Origin of the sequence: Acinetobacter sp. ABJ-A23_2 (genome assembly GCF_044538765.1) — a bacterium.
Classification (GTDB): Bacteria; Pseudomonadota; Gammaproteobacteria; order Pseudomonadales; family Moraxellaceae; genus Acinetobacter; species Acinetobacter nosocomialis_A.
On sequence record NZ_JBIUCP010000017.1, the window covers coordinates 1 to 19832 of the forward strand.

14 protein-coding genes are annotated in these 19832 nt (G+C 40.9%); 8 read left to right on the forward strand and 6 right to left on the reverse strand.

The genetic code is table 11. The features are described from left to right. Positions 1–297: 297 nt before the first annotated feature. Together ACH63V_RS07830 and ACH63V_RS07835 are read left to right on the forward strand one after the other, a co-directional pair. Positions 298–1776: a sodium-dependent transporter gene (locus ACH63V_RS07830; protein WP_311070136.1), complete on the forward strand. Its 1479-nt coding sequence runs from the start codon at positions 298–300 to the stop codon at positions 1774–1776. Between the two features lie 12 nt (positions 1777–1788). After that, the gene (locus tag ACH63V_RS07835) at positions 1789–1932 is read left to right on the forward strand and encodes a methionine/alanine import family NSS transporter small subunit (protein WP_151762191.1); all 144 of its coding nucleotides are present in this window, start codon (positions 1789–1791) and stop codon (positions 1930–1932) included. Positions 1933–1975: 43 nt separating this feature from the next. Here the strand turns inward: ACH63V_RS07835 and rsmB are convergent, their stop codons facing one another. Both rsmB and fmt read right to left on the reverse strand, forming a co-directional pair. Beyond that, positions 1976–3280: a 16S rRNA (cytosine(967)-C(5))-methyltransferase RsmB gene (gene rsmB / locus ACH63V_RS07840; RefSeq protein WP_396463168.1), complete on the reverse strand. Its 1305-nt coding sequence runs from the start codon at positions 3278–3280 to the stop codon at positions 1976–1978. Continuing rightward, complete coding sequence (gene fmt, locus ACH63V_RS07845) at positions 3277–4239, reverse strand: methionyl-tRNA formyltransferase (RefSeq protein WP_396463169.1); 963 nt, start codon at positions 4237–4239, stop codon at positions 3277–3279. Before fmt ends, rsmB begins: the two co-directional genes overlap by 4 nt. Before the next feature lie 348 nt (positions 4240–4587). On the opposite strand from fmt, the gene ilvD reads away from it, so the two are divergent. The 3 genes from ilvD (at position 4588) to ACH63V_RS07860 (ending at position 8831) form a co-directional block, all read left to right on the forward strand. Then, a complete protein-coding gene (gene ilvD, locus ACH63V_RS07850) occupies positions 4588–6417 on the forward strand; it encodes a dihydroxy-acid dehydratase (RefSeq protein ID WP_022576132.1) in 1830 nt (609 codons plus the stop codon). Between the two features lie 314 nt (positions 6418–6731). Continuing rightward, positions 6732–8021 (forward strand): hypothetical protein, encoded by a 1290-nt coding sequence (locus ACH63V_RS07855; protein WP_396463170.1) that lies wholly within the window; start codon positions 6732–6734, stop codon positions 8019–8021. A 78-nt stretch (positions 8022–8099) separates the two neighbouring features. Then, complete coding sequence (locus tag ACH63V_RS07860; RefSeq protein WP_019458620.1) at positions 8100–8831, forward strand: sulfite exporter TauE/SafE family protein; 732 nt, start codon at positions 8100–8102, stop codon at positions 8829–8831. On the opposite strand, the gene ACH63V_RS07865 is transcribed toward ACH63V_RS07860, so the two are convergent. The 4 genes from ACH63V_RS07865 to ACH63V_RS07880 form a co-directional block, all read right to left on the reverse strand. Then, positions 8828–9730: a LysR family transcriptional regulator gene (locus tag ACH63V_RS07865; RefSeq protein WP_311070130.1), complete on the reverse strand. Its 903-nt coding sequence runs from the start codon at positions 9728–9730 to the stop codon at positions 8828–8830. The two genes, ACH63V_RS07860 and ACH63V_RS07865, sit on opposite strands and share 4 nt — an antisense overlap. A 79-nt stretch (positions 9731–9809) precedes the next feature. Continuing rightward, on the reverse strand, positions 9810–11105 hold the full coding sequence (locus tag ACH63V_RS07870) for a solute carrier family 23 protein (protein ID WP_311070129.1): 1296 nt from the start codon (positions 11103–11105) through the stop codon (positions 9810–9812). Positions 11106–11403: 298 nt separating this feature from the next. Continuing rightward, on the reverse strand, positions 11404–14088 hold the full coding sequence (gene ppc / locus ACH63V_RS07875; RefSeq protein ID WP_396463171.1) for a phosphoenolpyruvate carboxylase: 2685 nt from the start codon (positions 14086–14088) through the stop codon (positions 11404–11406). A gap of 171 nt (positions 14089–14259) precedes the next feature. Then, positions 14260–14883: a TetR/AcrR family transcriptional regulator gene (locus ACH63V_RS07880; protein WP_396463172.1), complete on the reverse strand. Its 624-nt coding sequence runs from the start codon at positions 14881–14883 to the stop codon at positions 14260–14262. Between the two features lie 148 nt (positions 14884–15031). Here ACH63V_RS07880 and ACH63V_RS07885 point away from each other — a divergent pair, with 148 nt between their 5' ends. From ACH63V_RS07885 to ACH63V_RS07895, 3 genes are all read left to right on the forward strand, one after another. Next, a complete protein-coding gene (locus tag ACH63V_RS07885) occupies positions 15032–16138 on the forward strand; it encodes an efflux RND transporter periplasmic adaptor subunit (protein ID WP_396463173.1) in 1107 nt (368 codons plus the stop codon). After that, positions 16135–19260 (forward strand): efflux RND transporter permease subunit, encoded by a 3126-nt coding sequence (locus tag ACH63V_RS07890; RefSeq protein WP_396463174.1) that lies wholly within the window; start codon positions 16135–16137, stop codon positions 19258–19260. Before ACH63V_RS07885 ends, ACH63V_RS07890 begins: the two co-directional genes overlap by 4 nt. Before the next feature lie 139 nt (positions 19261–19399). Continuing rightward, on the forward strand, positions 19400–19777 hold the full coding sequence (locus ACH63V_RS07895; RefSeq protein ID WP_002053984.1) for a hypothetical protein: 378 nt from the start codon (positions 19400–19402) through the stop codon (positions 19775–19777). Positions 19778–19832 lie beyond the last annotated feature (55 nt).

Genomic DNA, 19832 nt, shown 5'->3' on the forward strand with positions numbered 1-19832 from the left:
GCTAAAAAATAACCAATCTGAATAAAAATCTCTAAAAAACGTAAAATTTCAGACGGAAATTACAGTAAAAATAAATAAAAACAGGTATTGTTCAGTTATATAGGAGCAAAAAATGGACAAAAATCTTTAAGGAAGAATTTTCTATTTTTGCTTGTTTGACATGAAAATAAAAATACTCAAAAGGTGCCTTTTATTCTCTATCAAACGCAAAAGTATTCTTTGGTTCTTTTTTTGCGTGCGGAATAACAATCAACAAAAGCAGTAAAAATAAGCAATCTTTTTAAAATTAGGTGTTCTATGACAGATTCTCGTGAAAACTGGACGTCACGATCTGGTTTTATTATTGCAGCCGTTGGTTCGGCTGTCGGCTTAGGTAATATTTGGCGTTTCCCCTACGTTGCTTATGAAAATGGTGGTGGTGCGTTTCTTATTCCTTATTTACTTGCACTCATTACAGCAGGTTTACCATTACTATTTTTAGATTATGCGGTAGGCCATCGTAGTAATGGGTCACCTCCTAAAGCGTATCGAGCTTTGTTTAAAGGAGGAGAAACATTAGGATGGTGGCAGGTTTGTGTCTGTATCATCATCGGTTTGTACTACGCAAGTGTACTGACTTGGGCTGGTAGTTATATTTATTTCTCTATTGGTCAGATGTGGGGCAGTGACCCGGAAGGCTTCTTCTTCAATACCTATTTACAAACCTCAAAAGCGACTGGTTTTGATTTACAGTTTGTAAGTCATTTATTCTGGCCGATTGTTGGAATTTGGGCACTGACTTTAATCATTTTATATGGTGGAGTGAAAAAGGGTGTTGAATTATCTAACAAGATTTTCATGCCTTTATTGTTTGTTTTATTTACCATTTTAGTGATTCAGTCATTGCGTTTGCCGGGCGCGGTACAAGGCTTAAATGCTTTCTTTACACCGAACTGGTCTGCCATGATGGACTATAAAGTTTGGTTAGCAGCTTATGGTCATACTTTCTTTTCACTCTCCGTTGGTTTCGGGATTATGGTGACCTACGCATCATACTTAAAACCAAAAACCAATTTAACTGGCTCAGGTCTTATTGTCGGTTTTGCAAATGCATCGACAGAGATTTTAGCGGGTATTGGTATCTTTGCGGCGCTTGGCTTTATGGCACATGCTGCAGGTACTGAAGTTAAAGACGTCGTGAGTGGTGGTATTGGACTCGCATTTATTGCTTTCCCTAAAATTATTTCAAGTTTAGGGTCGGGTGCTGACCTATTTGGTCTTTTGTTCTTCTCTTCATTATTTGTAGCTGGTATTTCTTCAATGGTCAGTATTTTAGAAGTGCCGATTGCTGCAATGCAAGATAAGTTGAAGTGGGGACGCAAGAAAGCTGTAACCATTATTGGTGGCGGTAGTGCGCTTGTATCAATTATTTTATTCTCAAGTGTAAATGCAATTAAGCTTGTTGATATTGTTGACCACTTTATTAATAACATTGGGATTATTGGTGGCGCATTATTATCGATTATTAGTGTAGCTTGGTTTAAACGTTCAGCACTTAAAGAGCTTCGTGACCATGTAAACCGCATTTCAACCATTCAATTGGGTAAAGGCTGGGATTTCACTTTAACAGTCATCACTTCTTTAATCTTATTAACAACACTCTCTATGACTGTTTTTAATTTGATCAAAAATGGCTATGATACTTATAGTATGAGCTTACAAGGTGTATTCGGCTGGGGTAGTGTGATTTTCTGTGCAGTCGTAGCTATCGTGTTAAGTAAAATGAAAGATCGCTAGGAGGATAAAATAATGAATACTTCGGCAATCGTGATGTTAATAATTTCGATGGTGTTTGTATGGGGTGGACTGGCTTTATCCATCTTACATTTAGCAAAGCATCCTGAAGAATTAGATGAAGTTTTAGATGAAGTAAAAGATCAGCATACACTTTAAGATACTGATCTAGTAAAAAAGCAGGCATAACGCCTGCTTTTTTTTATGCAATTTTTTGGATTTTACAATAATAGAAACCATCACCAGATTGTGCTTGTGGCAATAATTGTCTGCCATGGGTTTGTTCAATTCCCCAAGCTGCTTCGATTTTCACTTCTTTTGCATCGGTATGTTCTGCAAAGAAGTCGATCATCTGTTGTTCATTTTCAGCTTTTAAAATTGAACAGGTGATGTAGAGCAATGTGCCGCCAACTTTAAGTTGTTGCCACATGTGTTCCAAAATCTGCTTTTGTAGCTCAATGGTTTGCGCTATATCGGTAGATTGACGCAATAGACGTATGTCAGGATGACGTCGAATTACACCTGTCGCAGAACAAGGCGCATCAAGCACGATACAATCTACGGGTTCAGCCGGAGTCCACTTAGTCGCATCCGCAGCCAGAATTTCAGTATGGCTTTGGTCTAGCTGTAGTCGATTTAAGTTTTCAGTCACACGCACTAAACGACTCGCATCCTGATCAATGGCGATTAACTGTGCTGGTTTAAATTTTTCCAGCAAGTGAGCTGTTTTACCACCCGGAGCAGCACATGCATCAATCACCGTTTTATTGTTTAAATTAGGCAATAGGGTTGCACATAGCTGCGCATGTTCATCTTGTACAGAGAACCAGCCCTGTTCAAAACCAGGTAACTGAGTGATTTGTACAGATTGCTCAAGAACAATACCTGCTTCAGACAGAGCACATGCACGTGCCTGAATATCTAAACTTTGTAGTTTTGCTAAATAAGCATCTCGACCAATGTGTCGCTGGTTCACTCGTAAGGTTAAAGGTGCAACTTGTTTTAACGATTGGCAGAGCGCTTCGGTTTGTTCTCCCCAATCCTTTTTTAAGCGTTTAAAAAGCCAACTTGGTAAGCCATGTGCTTGCTGTAAACCTTGTTCAAAGTCATCAGTTTCGCGAGTTGCTCGGCGCAAAATTGCATTAACAATACCACTGAGTGCAGGGAAACCAAGTTGTTTAGTCGCATCGACTGTTTCCGAGATGGCTGCGTGCGCTGCAATACGCGTGCATAAAACTTGATAAAGACCAACGTATAGACAGGTTTCTACTGTCTCATTGTTTAAAGGTTTGCTGAGCAACGGTAAGCTAATTGATTTAAGTGCAAACCATTGGCGTAGCGTACCTAGAACAAGCTCATGAAACAAAGCACGATCACGCTCTGCAACTTGATTGAGCTGTGTATTTAAAATACTAGCAAGTGATTGCCCTTGCTGAACTTTTAGTAACGTTTGGACGACTTGAGCACGTAGGTTAAAACGTGATGAATTTGAATTAACCTGACTCATGGCAGAATCTGTCCTACGTGAAGTTTTTGAGTTTGTGCAATTTGTTGAGCATTTAATGCTTTACCACCCGGCCATTGCACACTCGTCAAACAAATAAATGTATTTTCACCGCAAGCAACATGCACGCCTTGTTTATCAATTGCAATAATTTCACCAGCTTGGGTATTTGCTTTGCTTTGACTAGAAACGGTTGAGTTCCAAACACGCAGCGCATTGTTTTCATCAAGTTGAACAAAAGCGACTGGCCAAGGGTTAAATGCACGGATATTTCGGTCAATTTGAACAGCATCAATTGACCAATCAATACGAGCTTCTGACTTTACGAGTTTATGAGCATAGACCGTTAAACTTTCGTCTTGAACTTCGCGTTCTGCCAAATATTTTTGTAGTGTTTCTTCTGACTCGAGTACCGCACAAATTGCTGTTGCACCTTGATCTGCAAGTTTGTCATGCAAAGTCGCAGAAGTATCTTCGGCAGTGATTGGGCAATAGGTTTTATACATCATATCGCCTGTATCTAAACCGGCAGCCATTTGCATGATAGTGATACCAGTTTCGTCGTCACCTGTTGCAATCGCACGTTGAATTGGTGCTGCACCACGCCAGCGTGGTAATAATGAACCGTGAATATTTAAACAACCATATTTAGGTGTATCGAGCACAGCTTGTGGAAGAATCAAACCATAGGCTGCAACGACCATCACATCGGCACCTAAAGCAGCCAGTTCTTGTTGAGCTGCCAAGCCTTCTTCGGTGGAAGCTTTGAAGTGGAGTGGTTGATAAACAGGAATATTATGTTCAAGTGCAAGCTGTTTTACAGGAGATGGCGTTAGTTTTTGTCCACGACCTGCTTTACGGTCTGGTTGAGTATAAACCGCGATAATTTCATGGGAAGTTTTTAATAAAGCCGCCAATGCTGTTGCAGCAAATTCGGGGGTGCCAGCAAAAATAATTTTCACAAATGCAATCCAAAAAGAGTTTATGGGTAGTATACGTGAAAAACGTTTGAAGCCCTAAACTCATGGCGATTGAGCGTTTTAGTTTTTAAATAGTGAACAAAAAATTATTGAAAAAATTTTATTAATAAAAAAAGGTTATAAAAAAATAAAAAATTATTCATGTAAGTTTTGCTAAATATTGACTGAGTATTATCGTTCTTGGCTTTCCCTATATTATTTGCTTCTATAGAATGGAGAATGATCAAATTATGATGATGAGTCAATATTCCGACTGATCTAACGCTATATCAGTATCATTCAGCCAGAGTGGAAGTCATTTCACTCAAGCACAACTTGTTGGAAACACAAATGCCTGACTATCGTTCAAAAACATCGACACACGGAAGAAATATGGCTGGCGCACGTGGCTTATGGCGTGCAACAGGAATGAAAGATGAAGATTTCGGCAAACCGATTATTGCGGTGGTCAATTCATTTACTCAATTTGTTCCGGGCCATGTCCATCTAAAAGATCTAGGGCAGCTTGTCGCAGCAGAAATTCAGGCAGCAGGTGGTGTTGCTAAAGAGTTCAATACAATTGCAGTAGACGACGGTATCGCAATGGGGCATGACGGCATGCTTTATTCATTACCATCACGTGATTTGATTGCAGACTCGGTTGAATACATGGTGAATGCACACTGTGCAGATGCCATGGTGTGTATTTCTAACTGTGACAAAATTACACCGGGAATGTTGATGGCTGCGATGCGCCTAAATATTCCAGTAGTTTTTGTGTCTGGCGGCCCAATGGAAGCGGGTAAGGTCAAATTCCGCGGTAATGAAAAAGCGATTGACCTTGTAGATGCCATGGTTGTTGCGGCTGATGAAAGTTATACAGACGAAGAAGTTGCAGAATTTGAACGTTCAGCATGTCCAACCTGTGGTTCATGTTCAGGTATGTTCACTGCAAACTCAATGAACTGTTTAACCGAAGCTTTAGGTTTATCTTTACCGGGTAATGGTTCGATTGTTGCGACGCATGCAAACCGTAAAAAATTATTCTTAAAAGCGGGTCAGCTTATTGTTGAATTGGCTAAGCGCTATTACGAACAAGAAGATGCAAGTATTTTGCCTCGTTCGATTGCGACTAAGGCTGCATTTAAAAATGCGATGACCCTTGATATTGCAATGGGTGGTTCAACCAATACAGTTCTACATTTATTGGCTGCAGCAAGTGAAGCTGAAGTTGATTTTACTATGGACGACATCGACGAATTATCACGTCGAGTTCCTGTACTTTCAAAAGTAGCACCTGCAAAACAAGATGTTCATATGGAAGATGTTCACCGTGCCGGCGGTATCATGGCTATTTTAGGTGAGCTTGATCGTGCGAATTTACTTGATGTATCTGTACCGACAGTGCACGAGAAAACTTTAAAAGATGCATTAGATAAGTGGGACATTATTCGTACTGAAGATGCAGATGTTTATGAGTTCTATCGTTCATCTCCGGGTGGCGTACCAACTCAAGTTGCTTTCTCTCAAAACCGTTACTACTCAACTTTAGATGGCGATCGTGAAAAAGGCGTGATTCGTAATGCAGAGCATGCATTCTCTAAAGATGGTGGTTTAGCAGTTCTATATGGCAACATCGCGCTTGATGGTTGTATCGTAAAAACTGCGGGTGTAGATGAATCAATCTTGAAATTTACTGGTACAGCGCGAGTATTTGAAAGCCAAGATGCAGCTGTAGATGCAATTTTAGGTCATGACATTAAAGCTGGTGACGTTGTGGTGATTCGTTACGAAGGTCCACGTGGTGGTCCGGGTATGCAAGAAATGCTTTACCCAACCAGCTATCTTAAATCGAAAGGTTTAGGAAAAGACTGTGCATTGGTGACAGATGGTCGTTTCTCAGGTGGTTCATCAGGTCTTTCAATTGGACACGTTTCGCCAGAAGCTGCGGAAGGCGGTGCAATTGGTTTGGTTGAAGATGGCGACACCATTGAAATTGATATTCCAAACCGTACGATTCACTTGAATGTTGATGATGCGACTATGGCGCACCGTCGTACAGTTCAAGAAGCGAAAGGCTGGCATCCAAAAGAAGAACGTAAACGTAAAGTATCAAAAGCGTTAAAAGTTTATGCAATGCATACCACAAGTGCGGCAAAAGGAGCTGTACGCGTTTTATAAAATATTCAATTTTAATAATTGAGTAGGAAACATGCACCCATTAACACGATGAATTGCTATCATGTTATGGGTGCATTTTTTATATCTGGTAAAAAAAATCCGCTTGTAGGAAAAGGTGTTTTCAGATCATTCTATGGGTTTGCCATAAAATGGTGATAAAATCTTCACCTACGCAGAAACTCGCGAAATAACATGACATATTTTCTGCGCGAACTTAGGTAGTCATTTTTCTATCTCGACTACTGCTTAACCTTGCTCTATGATCAAAATAACTTTTGATCTCGCTTAGGATTTATTTTTTAGAGGCACTACTCATGTCACTGCTACGCCGTTGGTTTGACCCTATCCGATCGAGCTGGTTTTACCAAAAGCCTTCTCGTCAAGCGGTGTTACCCACGGAAAATGGTTTAAGTATTTATTTACGACTTGATGATGTGTATAGCTATCTGGCTGTTCAGCAATTGTCTCAGCTAGATGAAATTTTAAGTGATGAGCTTAAACCTTTAAAAATTATTATTTCTCATACAGCTTCTGAACCTCCAAACAGTATGACGCATGAGGAGTGGCAGCATTATTGTTTAAATGATGCCAAGATTTTAGCAAATCAGCATCGGTTTGCTTTTGATGAGTTCCCAGAAATCCCAAGCCAAGAAGCTTTAAAACAAGCCGCTGTCATATTAAAAAGAACCCCATTACAAGGTCAGAACTTCTTACATTTACTTGAAGATATCTTTCACATGCTTTGGCAACAGCAATATGGAAAGTTACGTACTTTACATGCCATGGCAGTGAAGCATCAGATGCCACAGCACTTCCCAGAACGTATTTTTACAGATGAGCCTGTACAGGCAGCGTACTTTGAATTTGGTGGACGTAAATATCACGCAGTGGATGATTTATTACGTTTAACCCGTCGTTTAAAACAACAAAAGTTACTGACAGGTATTCCGATTTTTTTAATTAATCATATCGAATGGCGTGAACATTTGATTAATGATGCTGAAGCACTTAATGAAATTCAGTCTCTTCATCCTGAGCTTGATGTATTCATTGCTTTAGAAGATCCAATGAGCTGGTTACTTCTTGCGTATATTAAAGAAGAACTCGCAGACTATTATGATATTCAGTTAAAAGTCTATCCGCTCAGTTACCAAGGTCGAGACTGGTTTGACTGGAGCTTGGCAACACGTGTTTCTAAACGTACTGAGGTGGCTTTTACTCCTTTTTGTCGCCCTACAGAAGAAAATACGCTTGAGATGGCAAAGCTTTTTTATAGCGTGCCGGAAAATCAGCAACTCGATACAATTTTTACTATTTTGCAGGCAGTTTGGACGAAAGGAAAAGACTTATCTTTCCAAAGACATTTCCAAGAGTTACAGCAGCAACTTGGTATTGAGCAGTTAACTGAACAAGATGTCCCATCTGTTTTAGAGCAAAATGATGCACTTTGCAAAGACAAGCATCAGCCTGATTTGCCAGTTTTAGAGTTGCGTATTGATGGGCAAAGTTATGTATTTAATAGTTTGTACCGAGTTTGGATGATCGAAAGTATTTTTAGTAATGTTTTAGAAGAAAAATATAAAACGGCCTCAACCTCTAATTGAGGCCTACTCCTAAAAACAAGAATAGGGCAAAACCTGTTTTTTCCGTAGCATAACCATGTAGGGAATCGGAGATAAACAGTGACTTTTTTAGCAATTATTATGATGGTGTTTGCCTTTGCTGGCATGATCAAAGGCATGATTGGCCTAGGTTTGCCCGCAGTATCAATGGGTTTACTCACCATCGCAATGAGCCCTTTTCAGGCTGCATCTCTTTTAATTGTTCCTTCAATGGTCACCAATGTTTGGCAGCTTTTTGCTGAGGGGCATGTTTGGGCTTTTATTCGCCGTTTCTGGACCTTACTCGTAGGCATTGTGGTGGGCTCAATATGGAGCTTTCTACCCACTTTAAGTCAAAGTCATGGGCATAGTAGTGAGATTTTATTAGGCTGTATGTTGGCCTTATATGGTCTTTATGGGCTGTGTGTCAAAAAGCTTCCACACTTAGGGAAACATGAGCGCTGGTTATCGCCGATTATTGGATATATTGGTGGGGCAGTCACCGTAGCCACAGGCGTCATTATTATTCCTATCGTGCCATATTTGCAGTCTTTACATTTAAAACGTGATGAGCTGGTACAAGCTTTGGGATTAACATTTACAGTCTCTACCATTTGCCTTGCTGTTTTTTTACACCATAACCCGATGTCTGGAGTAACACTGGACTATCGTTTATCTTTTGCTGCGTTGTTGGCTGCACTCATTGGAATGTGGATCGGTAAAAAAATCCGTTATCGACTCAATGAGCAGTTATTTCGACGTATCTTTTTTATAGGGTTGGTGTCGTTAGGGCTTTATATGATTTTGCATTAAGCCGTTTTTTCAGGACGATGCTGCAATAAAAAATCTGCAAACTGTTGGTAACTGCTAGGCAGCTGGTTGAAGTTTTGTGTGGCTAAAAGGAGTTTACGATTTGCCCATGCACCTAGAAGTTGGATCGAATGAAAATCATAATCTGATTGCAAACGCTGTGCCGCACGAGCTGGCATAATCGCAATTCCCACACCTTTGGCGACTACTTCAGCAATTGCACTAAAGTTAGGTAAGCGCAAACGGTATTGTATGTTAAAGCCTAATAATTTAGCTTGAGTTTCAATGGACTGTTGCAAAGAGTGGTGGGCTTTAAGGCCAATAAAACCATAACTTAAAGCCTCTACCAAATTCAACTGTTGATATTGAGCTAACTCATGTGTAGCAGGACAAATCAACACTAGAGGATCACTCGCAAATTCTTTCGTTTGCAAATGTCGGGTATCAAAAAAGCTTGAGACCAAGCCAAGGTTTGCAATTCCTTGGGTTAATGCATCTACAATTTCCGAACTTTCTGCTTCGTGCAAATCGATATTCATTTCAGGATGAAGCACTAAATATTGCGGTAATAAACGAGGCAAATATTCGCTTTGAGCTGAAGAGTTACACCAAAGCGTTAAGGCTTGTGTTGTAGAAGACTTAAAGCGCTGCATTTCTTGTTCGAGTTGATCTTTTTGTGCTAAAAGCTGACGAGCATGTTCTACAAAAGCATGTCCCGCTGTGGTGAGTTCTACACCTGTGGTTTGGCGAATAAATAAAGGTGTTTCAAAATACTGTTCGAGTTTTTTAATACGTTCACTCGCTGCTTGAAGAGAAATAGCAGAGCGGTCTGCACCTTTAGTTAGGCTACCTGTAGAGACAATATGAAGAACGAGCTGTAAATCAAAAAAATCAAAACGCATGATAGGAACGTATTGAAGCGCAAAAATTTATCATACTAAATTGGAATGAAAAAAGGCAGCTTACGCTGCCTTTTTGAATTTAAGTTTTATCTTTAAAACTAAATAACCAATTTAGAATAATGGCCGCAAATGTTGCGGTACCAATACCGCCTAAATTGAAATTACCGAACAATAATTCAAAGTTACCGGCACCTAAAATAATCGTGACTGAAGCAACAATCAGATTTTTATTGTTAGAAAAATCAACTTTGTTCTCGATCCAGATTTTTGCACCAGCAATGGTAATTAAACCAAATACGACAATAGATGCACCTGTTAAAACAGCGCTTGGAATGGTACTAATCACCGCGCCAAATTTTGGAGATAGACCTAAGAAAATGGCGAAGACACCCGCAATCACAAAAACAATGGTTGAGTACACACGAGTGACTGCCATCACACCAATATTTTCACCATAAGTGGTCATCCCCGGCGCGCCAACACTACCAGAAAGCGTTGTTGCTAAACCATCTGCAACAAATGCTTTGCCTAATTGTGGCGTTAGGTTTTCGCCAGTCATTGCACCTACTGCTTTAATATGGCCTAAGTTCTCTGCCACTAAAATTAATGCAACTGGCGCAATAATTAGCATAGCTTTGGTATCAAAAGTAGGATGTGAAAAGCTTGGGATACCGAACCATGCAGCCTGTGAGATCTGACTAAAATCGATTGGTTTACCTAGACCTAAACCATTGGTCGTGATGGCATAAATTGCATAAGCCAAGATTAAACCAACCAACAGAAGTAGACGTTGTAATAAACCACGCGTAAAGACTGCAATACTGCCCATACAAAGCACAGTGATTAATGCCATCCACATTTCAAATGGTTGGCCAGCAACGCCTTTAATGGTAACAGGTGCAAGGTTTAAACCAATAATCATCACAATTGCGCCAGTTACTACAGGCGGCATGAGTTTTTCAATCCAGCGCGTACCCGTAAGCATGACAATAAAACCGATGAGTGCGTAAAAGATACCGCACGCTACGATTCCACCTAAAGCCATAGACAGATTTGGATTGGCACCCGAACCTGTAATGTGCCCAGTCGCTGCTGCAACCACACCAATAAATGCAAAACTCGATCCTAAGTAACTTGGAACGCGACCACCCGTAATTAAGAAGAACAGGATGGTACAGATACCGGACATTAAAATAGCGAGGTTAGGGTTAAAGCCCATAAGTAATGGTGCTAAAACAGTGGCTCCAAACATGGCAAATGCGTGTTGGATGCCTAAAATGGCACTTTGAACTGGGGGGAGATATTCATTGGTAGAGACCGGTCGATGGTCAACATCACCTTGGTAAGGCTGCCATTTTGGAAACCAGTTGGACATAAAATGAGCTCATTATTCTTTAATTGGTGCAATGATACTCTTTCTTTGGAAAGCATTTAATCTCTGGTGAGCAGTATGTGAGTGAAAAGTAATTATTTTTTAACGATTGGTATAATTTTAAGAATTCTAAATATAAGGAATTAGTTATTTTTTTATAATAAAACTTAATTTTATGATTTTAAAAAAATATTTAAAAAAATATAAAATCGGGGAAAATTTATGAAAAATGGGGAACTTTGCAAGTAAAAAGCAGCACATCGATGATGTGCTGCTTTGTCAAACGATCGGTAAAAACAGCTTAGCCCGTATTACGTAAACCAGCAGCAATACCCGCAATACTCACCATAAGTGCATGGTCAACAGGGGTATGTTCTGCCTGACGCTCCGCGAGGTAATCGCGGCGGCGTTTCATGAGTTCAGCTTGTAAAAGATGCAAAGGAAGTAAGTACGGTTTACGTACTTGCATAGATTGGTCAAGAACCTCGTTGTTGCTCAAAAGCTTTGATTCATCTTTCAATTTAAGTAACGTTTCAACAGCATCTTTTAGTCGTTGGCGTAACTGATTGCCGAGCACTTTTAAATCTTCATCTTCAGTTAAGTGAGACTCGTAATAGAGAGCAATGTTGGCATCGGCTTTAGACAATACCATTTCCAGCATATCAATGAGCGTCTGGAAATAAGGCCATTGCTGGAGCATTTCATCAAGTGTTGCTTTTTGCTGATCGGCAATCACTTCATTAATGGCTGCACCTGTACCTAACCATGCAGGTAACATCAAACGGATTTGAGTCCATGCAAATACCCATGGGATGGCACGTAAAGACTCGATGCCACCACTAACTTTACGTTTTGCTGGACGCGAGCCTAGAGGCAACATTTGTAACTCAAGCTCAGGCGTGACGGTACGTAAATACTTCACAAAATGTGGGTTTTCACGCACGGTTTGACGATAAACCTTCACTGAATGATCGGTCATACGGTTCATGAGTTCACGCCATTCGGGCTTAGGTTCTGGCGGTGGTAATAAGGTCGCTTCAAGTGTTGCTGCGGTATAGATTTCAAGGTTTTGCATCGCAATACCTTCTAGACCGAATTTGAAGCGGATCATTTCACCTTGTTCTGTCACACGAATTGCACCAGAGATTGAACCTGGTGGCTGTGAGAATAGTGCCTGTTGGGTTGGGGCACCACCACGGCTAATTGAGCCACCACGACCGTGGAATAGAGTCAACTGTACGCCGTGTGTACGAGCAATTGCAGTCAGTTCTTCTTGAGCACGATATTGCGCCCAGTTGGCAGACATGAAGCCAGCATCTTTTGCTGAGTCGGAGTAACCGATCATGACTTCATGTTTGCCCTGAATGTGCTGCTTATACCAATGCATATTGAACAGCGTATTCATGGTAGTGGCAGCGCCATCTAAATCTTTTAAAGTTTCAAACAGAGGCACGACACGTAAAGGATGTTGAATACCTGCTTCTTTTTGCAATAACAACACAGCTAAAACATCGCTTGGATATTCAGCCATCGAAATAATATAAGCTCCTAACGACTCAGGCGGTTGGTCAGCCAAAGTACGCATAGTTGCAAATACTTCTTGAACATCTGGGTGGCCAATCAAACTCCCTTCTGGCTCATTAATATATTTTGGTAGAAGTGGACGTTTGCTTTGTAGTTCCTGAATGAGGAAGTTTTGGCGTGCTTGCTCAGTCCATGACTCAAAATTGCCTAAACCTAAATACTCAGTAATGGCTGAAATGGCTTGACGATGACGACCTGATTCTTGGCGAATATCGAGTTTAAGTAATTCAATACCAAAACAGTTCACACGGTAGATAAAGTCGAGAAGTTGACCATTCGCAATTTCTGGAAGGTTACTGTCAATTAAAGAGCGATAGCACAGCAATAATGGTTGTAACAGCTCATCTTTGCTTTTAATGACATTGCTGTCATCTGCTTCTAAGCCTTGTAAGCGTTGAGCTAACCAGTGTCGAGTTGCTTTTAAACGCTCGCGTGTTGCACGTAAATATTCGCGATAAGGTTCTGCATGTTGGCTACCAATTGCCTGAATCATTTCTTCAGAACACGTCTGAATTGAAAGTTCCCAACGTAAGTTTTCAATATCTCTCAGGTAAAGGTCAGCAGCTTGCCAGCGTGATAACCACAGCACTTCTTGGGTAATTTGATGAGTAACGTTCGGGTTACCATCACGGTCTCCACCCATCCAAGATGCAAAGCGCACTGGCGCAATATTGAGTGGTAAGTTTTGTTGGCAATTGTCTTGAACTAATTCATTTAATTCACGAATAAATTTAGGTACAGCATTCCAAAGCGTTTGCTCAATGGTTGCAAAGCCCCATTTTGCCTCATCGACAGGAGTCGGGCGGTGCTGACGAATTTCATCTGTTTGCCAAGCCGAACTAATTTGTTGTTTTAAGTTCGCAAGTGCGTTTTGGCGTTCACGTGGAGTAAGTTTTTGCTGATCAAGCTGAGATAAACATGCATTGATATCATCATATTTTTGAATAAGGGTACGACGGCTGACTTCGGTTGGATGTGCCGTAAGTACCAGTTCAATATTAAGGTCACAAATTTGCTGGAACAGTTTTTCCGTCGAAATACTTTTATCTTTAAATTTTTGAAATAAGTGGACAAGTGGATTTGGAGAATTAGCCTCCGAATCAAACTCTGCCTGTCTGCGGCTACGCACTACATGGTATTGCTCGGCAATATTGGCAAAATTTAAAAAATGAGAAAAAGCGCGGGTGAGAGGTAATAGCTCTTCATCGGGCAGTTCTAAAAATAATTGTTCTAATTGCTTTTCGGCTTCAGCTTGACCATCACGTGCACCTTTGGCAAGCGCACGGATTTGCTCGATCTGATTAAACAGTTCTTGTCCTGCATGTTGTTTTAGGGTTTCACCTAACAAATTGCCAAGTAAGCGGACATCCTCACGCAGTGGCGCATCGATTTGCTGAACCATGCTATTTTTCTCCTGTTCTTATTCTTATCGAATATAGCGCGATTAACAAACATTCCAAGCTTTGAGCGTAAGAAAATGTGAATTTTTGCTTAAAAAATAACATTTAATTCGCTTATGGTGACTTAAACGATGACATGCACTCAGTGCAACTTTTGGCAATCGGACTTTGATTTAATTCCGATATTTGAGCAGGAATAAATGAATTGCATCTTGAATGATATGGTCTAACTCTTGCGCATTGGGTACAGCAATAATTCTAAGTAGAACCTTATGGTGACGTACACCAAGCAACAACGTTAAAAGAAGCTCTGTTTGATAAACGGGATCATCGGCCTGAATAAAACCTAGCTCAGCTGCTTTTTGGAAGAACGCAACTAACAGATTTTGAAGTCGGGTATGGGATGCCGTGAAAAATTGTTCAGCTAAAGGGCTTTGTTCTGCTGCGAGCTCAAATAACACATGTTCAAGCTTTAATGCTTCAGGTGAATAAATAATTTGTAAGGCACGTGAACACACCGTATAGAGTGTTTGATAAAAATCTGCCAATGCATCTAATTCAAATGGTTTAGTGCCTAGAGTCTCTTCACAAGTTTCTGTAATCGCGCAGATAAACAGGTTTGCTTTGTCTTGAAAGTGGTTATAAACCGTGAGTTTAGTAACTCCGGCTTCCTGTGCAATCTGGTTCATGCTGGTACCGTGATAGCCAGATTTTAAAAAAATAGCTTTAGCGGCTTGTAGGATACGAGCACGCTTTTCCAGATCTTTAGGACGACCACTTTGATTAACTGTTTGCACAAAACCCTCTAATAAAAGTTTAAAAAAATAAATATTTATAAGTTTTTTTTAATTAATGTACCCATGGGTATATTAATTAAAAAATAAACGAACTATGATGCAAACATATTGTGCCTTAAAAAACCAGTTTGAATAAGAGCGATAAGATATGAATCTGTTAAAACCTCTCATCATGAGTATGGTGATTGTTTGCACGGTCACATTAATGGGGTGTAGTAAAGAGGCTCCCAAAACAGAAGAAATACCCTATGTGATGGTGACGCAGCCTTCGACCACACTAAACGAATTAAAAAGCTATGCAGGAGATGTACAGGCTCGACAACAAACAGCCTTGGCATTTCGTGTGGGTGGACAAGTTACAGCTCGCTATGTCGATGTGGGCGACCGAGTTAAAGTTGGACAAGTATTAGCAAAACTCGATGTAGCAGATGCACAGCTACAATTAAATGCTGCCAAAGCCCAATTACAAAATGCACAAGCAGCAGCGAAAACAGCATCAGATGAACTTAAACGTTTTCAACAATTATTACCTGTCAATGCAGTAAGCCGCTCACAATTTGATACGGTTAAAAATCAGTACGACGCGGCGCAAGCAGCGTTACAACAAGCCCGCTCTAACTATGAAGTTTCTGCAAACCAAACTGGTTATAACCAACTCGTTTCTAATAAAAATGGGGTGATTACAGCGCGTAATATTGAAATTGGACAAGTCGTTTCAGCAGGACAAGCGGCTTATCAATTGGCGATTGATGGTGAACGTGAGGTGGTCATCGGTGTACCAGAACAAGCAGTTGCCGAGATTAAAGTTGGTCAGGCGGCTTGGATTACTTTGTGGTCTAAACCGAATGAAAAATTTGCCGGATATGTACGTGAAGTTTCTCCTGCGGCTGATCAGTCTCGCACCTTTACAGTTAAGGTAGCTCTCAAAGAAGGCCAATCTGCTATTCAGCTTGGACAAAGTGCACGCGTATTTTTTAGCTCGACTCAAACTAATGTCATGAGTGTTCCACTTTCGAGTGTTTCAGCTACAGATAATCAAGCTTATGTATGGGTAGTCAATGCCAACCAAACTTTACGTAAAGTACCTGTAACAGTTGGGGCATATGGCAGAGATAGTGTACCCGTGTTAACTGGTTTAACACCAAATGATTGGGTTGTGATTGGTGGGGTTCATTTGCTACGCGATAAGCAGAAGATTCACCCGATTGACCGTGAAAACCGTGCGGTGAAAATTCAGGGAGTAACGAAGCCATGAAATTCAATCTCTCGGAATGGGCACTGAATAATAAAGGCATTATCCTTTATTTCATGCTGTTGCTTGGCATTATCGGTGCAATCTCTTATTCAAAACTATCTCAAAGTGAAGATCCGCCTTTTACCTTTAAAGTGATGGTCGTCAAAACCTACTGGCCTGGAGCGACTGCCAAAGAGGTTTCAACGCTGGTGACTGACCGGATTGAAAAGGAGCTGATGACGACAGGGCAGTATGAAAAGATTATGGCCTACTCCCGCCCAGGTGAGTCAATGGTTACTTTCTTTGCCAAGGATTCATTGAAGTCGGCACAGATTCCTGATGTTTGGTACAACGTTCGTAAAAAGGTCAATGACATTCGCACTGAACTCCCAAGTGGTGTACAAGGCCCTTTTTTCAATGATGAGTTCGGTGATACTTTTGGTAATATTTATGTATTGACAGGCAAGGACTTTGACTATGCACTACTCAAAGAATATGCCGATCGTTTGCAATTACAGCTGCAACGCGTCAAGGATGTTAGCAAAGTCGAATTGGTTGGCTTACAAGACCAAAAAATCTGGATTGAGATTTCAAACACCAAAGCAGTTCAGCTCGGTATTCCTCTTTCTGCAATTCAAGAAGCCTTACAAAAGCAAAATAGTATGGCAAGTGCTGGTTTCTTTGAAACTGGTACAGACCGTATTCAAATTCGTGTAAGTGGGCATTTACAAAGCGTTGATGAAATTAAGAAAACGCCGTTACTGGTAGGCAACAAAACCATTCAACTTGGTGATGTCGCTGATGTCTACCGCGGTTTTAGTCAACCAGCTCAGCCACGTATGCGTTTCATGGGTGAAAATGGTATTGGCCTTGCTGTATCAATGCGTAAGGGTGGTGACATTATTGCCTTGGGTAAAAACCTCGAAACGGAATTTGCCCAACTGCAAAAGACTTTGCCTTTAGGCATGAAACTACAGAAGGTGTCGGACCAACCTGTAGCAGTACAACGCAGTATTCATGAGTTTGTGAAAGTACTTGCTGAAGCTGTCATTATTGTTTTGTTAGTAAGCTTTTTCTCTTTAGGTTTCCGTACAGGTTTAGTGGTCGCTTTTTCCATTCCTTTGGTTTTAGCAATGACCTTTGCCGGTATGAATATATTCGATGTCGGGCTACATAAGATTTCTCTAGGTGCTCTGATTTTAGCTTTAGGCCTATTGGTCGACGACGCGATTATTGCCGTCGAGATGATGGCCATTAAGATGGAACAGGGGTATAGCCGAATTAAGGCTGCCGGATTTGCGTGGAAAACAACGGCCTTTCCAATGCTGACAGGGACACTGATTACTGCGGCAGGCTTTTTACCTATTGCTACGGCACAGTCTAGTACGGGTGAATACACGCGTTCGATCTTTCAGGTGGTGACTATTGCATTATTGGTGTCTTGGGTTGCCGCAGTTTTATTTGTGCCTTATTTGGGTGAAAAACTACTGCCTGATTTTACCAAGACTGGGCATCAAGCACCTTGGTATGTTCGTTTATGGGCAAGATTAACGAAAAAACCGCAACCACAAACGATCGAGATTTCACAGGACCATCATTACGATCCTTATCAATCTAGTTTCTATTTACGTTTTAGGAAAATGGTCGAGTTTTGCGTGACCTATCGTAAAACTGTAATTGCGACAACAGTTGGGATATTCGTACTCTCTGTACTGATGTTTAAAATGGTTCCTCAGCAGTTTTTCCCGCCTTCAAACCGTACCGAGATTTTAGTCGATTTAAAACTTGAAGAAGGGGCTTCGTTAACCGCTACAGAACAAGCGGTGAAAAAGGTTGAACAGTTCCTGTCTAAACAAAAAGGTATTGATAACTATGTGGCCTATGTGGGTACAGGTTCACCGCGTTTTTATTTACCGTTAGACCAGCAATTACCACAAGCCAGCTTTGCACAATTTGTGGTTTTAGCCACTTCACTTGATGACCGTGATGAAATTCGCCGCTCGCTAGAAACTCAAATTAAGCAATTGCTTCCACAAGTTCGTACTCGTGTGTCATTACTGGAAAATGGTCCACCTGTGGGTTATCCGTTGCAATATCGCGTTTCAGGTGAAGATCTCAATCTGGTACGTAAAGAGGCGCAGAAGGTTGCTAAGGTCATTAGTGAAAACCCGAATACCACCAATGTGCATTTGGACTGGGGTGAGCCGAGCAAGATCATTGCAATTCAAATTGATCAAGACCGTGCTCGACAAATGGGTGTGTCTAGTGTGGATTTGGCGAATTTCCTGAATGCTTCAATTACAGGCAGTGCAATTGAACAGTATCGTGAAAAGCGTGAACTGATTGAGATCCGCTTACGTGGTGATCAAGCTGAGCGTGTTGAAGTCGCTTCTCTTGCAAGTTTAGCGGTGCCAACAGCCAATGGAACCACAGTGCCTTTAGCCCAGATTGCGAAAATTGAATATAAATTTGAAGATGGCCTGATCTGGCATCGTAACCGTTTACCAACGATTACTGTGCGTGCAGATATTCGTACCAAATTGCAGCCAGCGACTGTTGTGGACGAGTTAGCTGAATCAATGGACAAGTTACGCGCTGAGCTACCAAGTGGTTACCTCGTTGAAGTAGGGGGAACTGTAGAAGAGTCAGCACGTGGGCAAAGTTCGGTCAATGCCGGTATGCCACTGTTTTTAGCAGTTGTCATGACATTACTCATGATTCAGCTGAAGAGTCTGTCTCGAGCAACCATTGTATTCTTGACTGCACCATTAGGCTTAATTGGGGTGGTTCTATTCTTACTTTTATTCAATAAGCCATTTGGCTTTGTGGCCATGCTAGGAACTATTGCCTTGTCCGGCATGATTATGCGTAACTCGCTCATTCTGATTGATCAGATCGAACAAGATCGGCAAGCAGGGCATCCAACGTGGGAAGCGATTATTGATGCAACGGTACGCCGTTTCCGTCCAATTATTCTGACGGCCTTGGCAGCAGTGCTAGCGATGATTCCACTTTCGCGAAGTATTTTCTTCGGTCCAATGGCCGTTGCAATTATGGGCGGGCTGATTGTAGCGACCATGCTGACATTGTTTTTCCTACCTGCATTGTATGCTGCGTGGTTTAAGGTGAAAAAAACAGCATAAAATACATAAATTTTTTGTGAATAAAGGTGCGAAATATTGAAAAGTCCAATATAGTAGCACCTGTCTTTACACAAAAAATACAGGATTATTTCGCTGCATAAAAAATAGGCATAGTGCAGTGAATTGAGGTGAAATACAGATGGGGCAAGACCATATCGAACAGCATCGCCGTTATATTGTAATTTCTTATGCGTTCATGTTTCTTGCATTGTTTACGGTTATTTTTGCGGCCTTTGCTTATCTGGTCGCTCGTAAAGTAGCTGTTGTGGATGATGCGGAAGTTTGGATTCATGCTCATGCGCTCTGGATTATGCGCAATGGTATTCTATTCCTCTTCATGTCAGTTTTTGCTGTTGTTTGGTTTATTCCTCTCTTCTTTTTTGCATGGAACAGCAACCTTTGGGTAACGGCATCAACAGTTGCTGGTGTTGTTTTTAGCGCTATTGCTTGGTTATTTTTATTAAATGCATGGTTAAAAGGCTTGTCTAAATATTTAAAAAATAAGGCAGTTTTTTAATATATCTGTTTTTTGAAAGTTTTCCCCTTGTAAATTCGGCTAAAGCCCCCCATTT

What these genes read in the sequence shown, in the direction of transcription:
- ACH63V_RS07830 (WP_311070136.1), top strand. Translation starts at nt 298, where the DNA reads ATGACAGATTCTCGTGAAAACTGGACGTCACGATCTGGTTTTATTATT.
- ACH63V_RS07835 (WP_151762191.1), top strand. Translation starts at nt 1,789, where the DNA reads ATGAATACTTCGGCAATCGTGATGTTAATAATTTCGATGGTGTTTGTA.
- rsmB (WP_396463168.1), bottom strand. Translation starts at nt 3,280, where the DNA reads ATGAGTCAGGTTAATTCAAATTCATCACGTTTTAACCTACGTGCTCAA.
- ilvD (WP_022576132.1), top strand. Translation starts at nt 4,588, where the DNA reads ATGCCTGACTATCGTTCAAAAACATCGACACACGGAAGAAATATGGCT.
- ACH63V_RS07855 (WP_396463170.1), top strand. Translation starts at nt 6,732, where the DNA reads ATGTCACTGCTACGCCGTTGGTTTGACCCTATCCGATCGAGCTGGTTT.
- ACH63V_RS07865 (WP_311070130.1), bottom strand. Translation starts at nt 9,730, where the DNA reads ATGCGTTTTGATTTTTTTGATTTACAGCTCGTTCTTCATATTGTCTCT.
- ACH63V_RS07870 (WP_311070129.1), bottom strand. Translation starts at nt 11,105, where the DNA reads ATGTCCAACTGGTTTCCAAAATGGCAGCCTTACCAAGGTGATGTTGAC.
- ppc (WP_396463171.1), bottom strand. Translation starts at nt 14,088, where the DNA reads ATGGTTCAGCAAATCGATGCGCCACTGCGTGAGGATGTCCGCTTACTT.
- ACH63V_RS07885 (WP_396463173.1), top strand. Translation starts at nt 15,032, where the DNA reads ATGAATCTGTTAAAACCTCTCATCATGAGTATGGTGATTGTTTGCACG.
- ACH63V_RS07890 (WP_396463174.1), top strand. Translation starts at nt 16,135, where the DNA reads ATGAAATTCAATCTCTCGGAATGGGCACTGAATAATAAAGGCATTATC.
- ACH63V_RS07895 (WP_002053984.1), top strand. Translation starts at nt 19,400, where the DNA reads ATGGGGCAAGACCATATCGAACAGCATCGCCGTTATATTGTAATTTCT.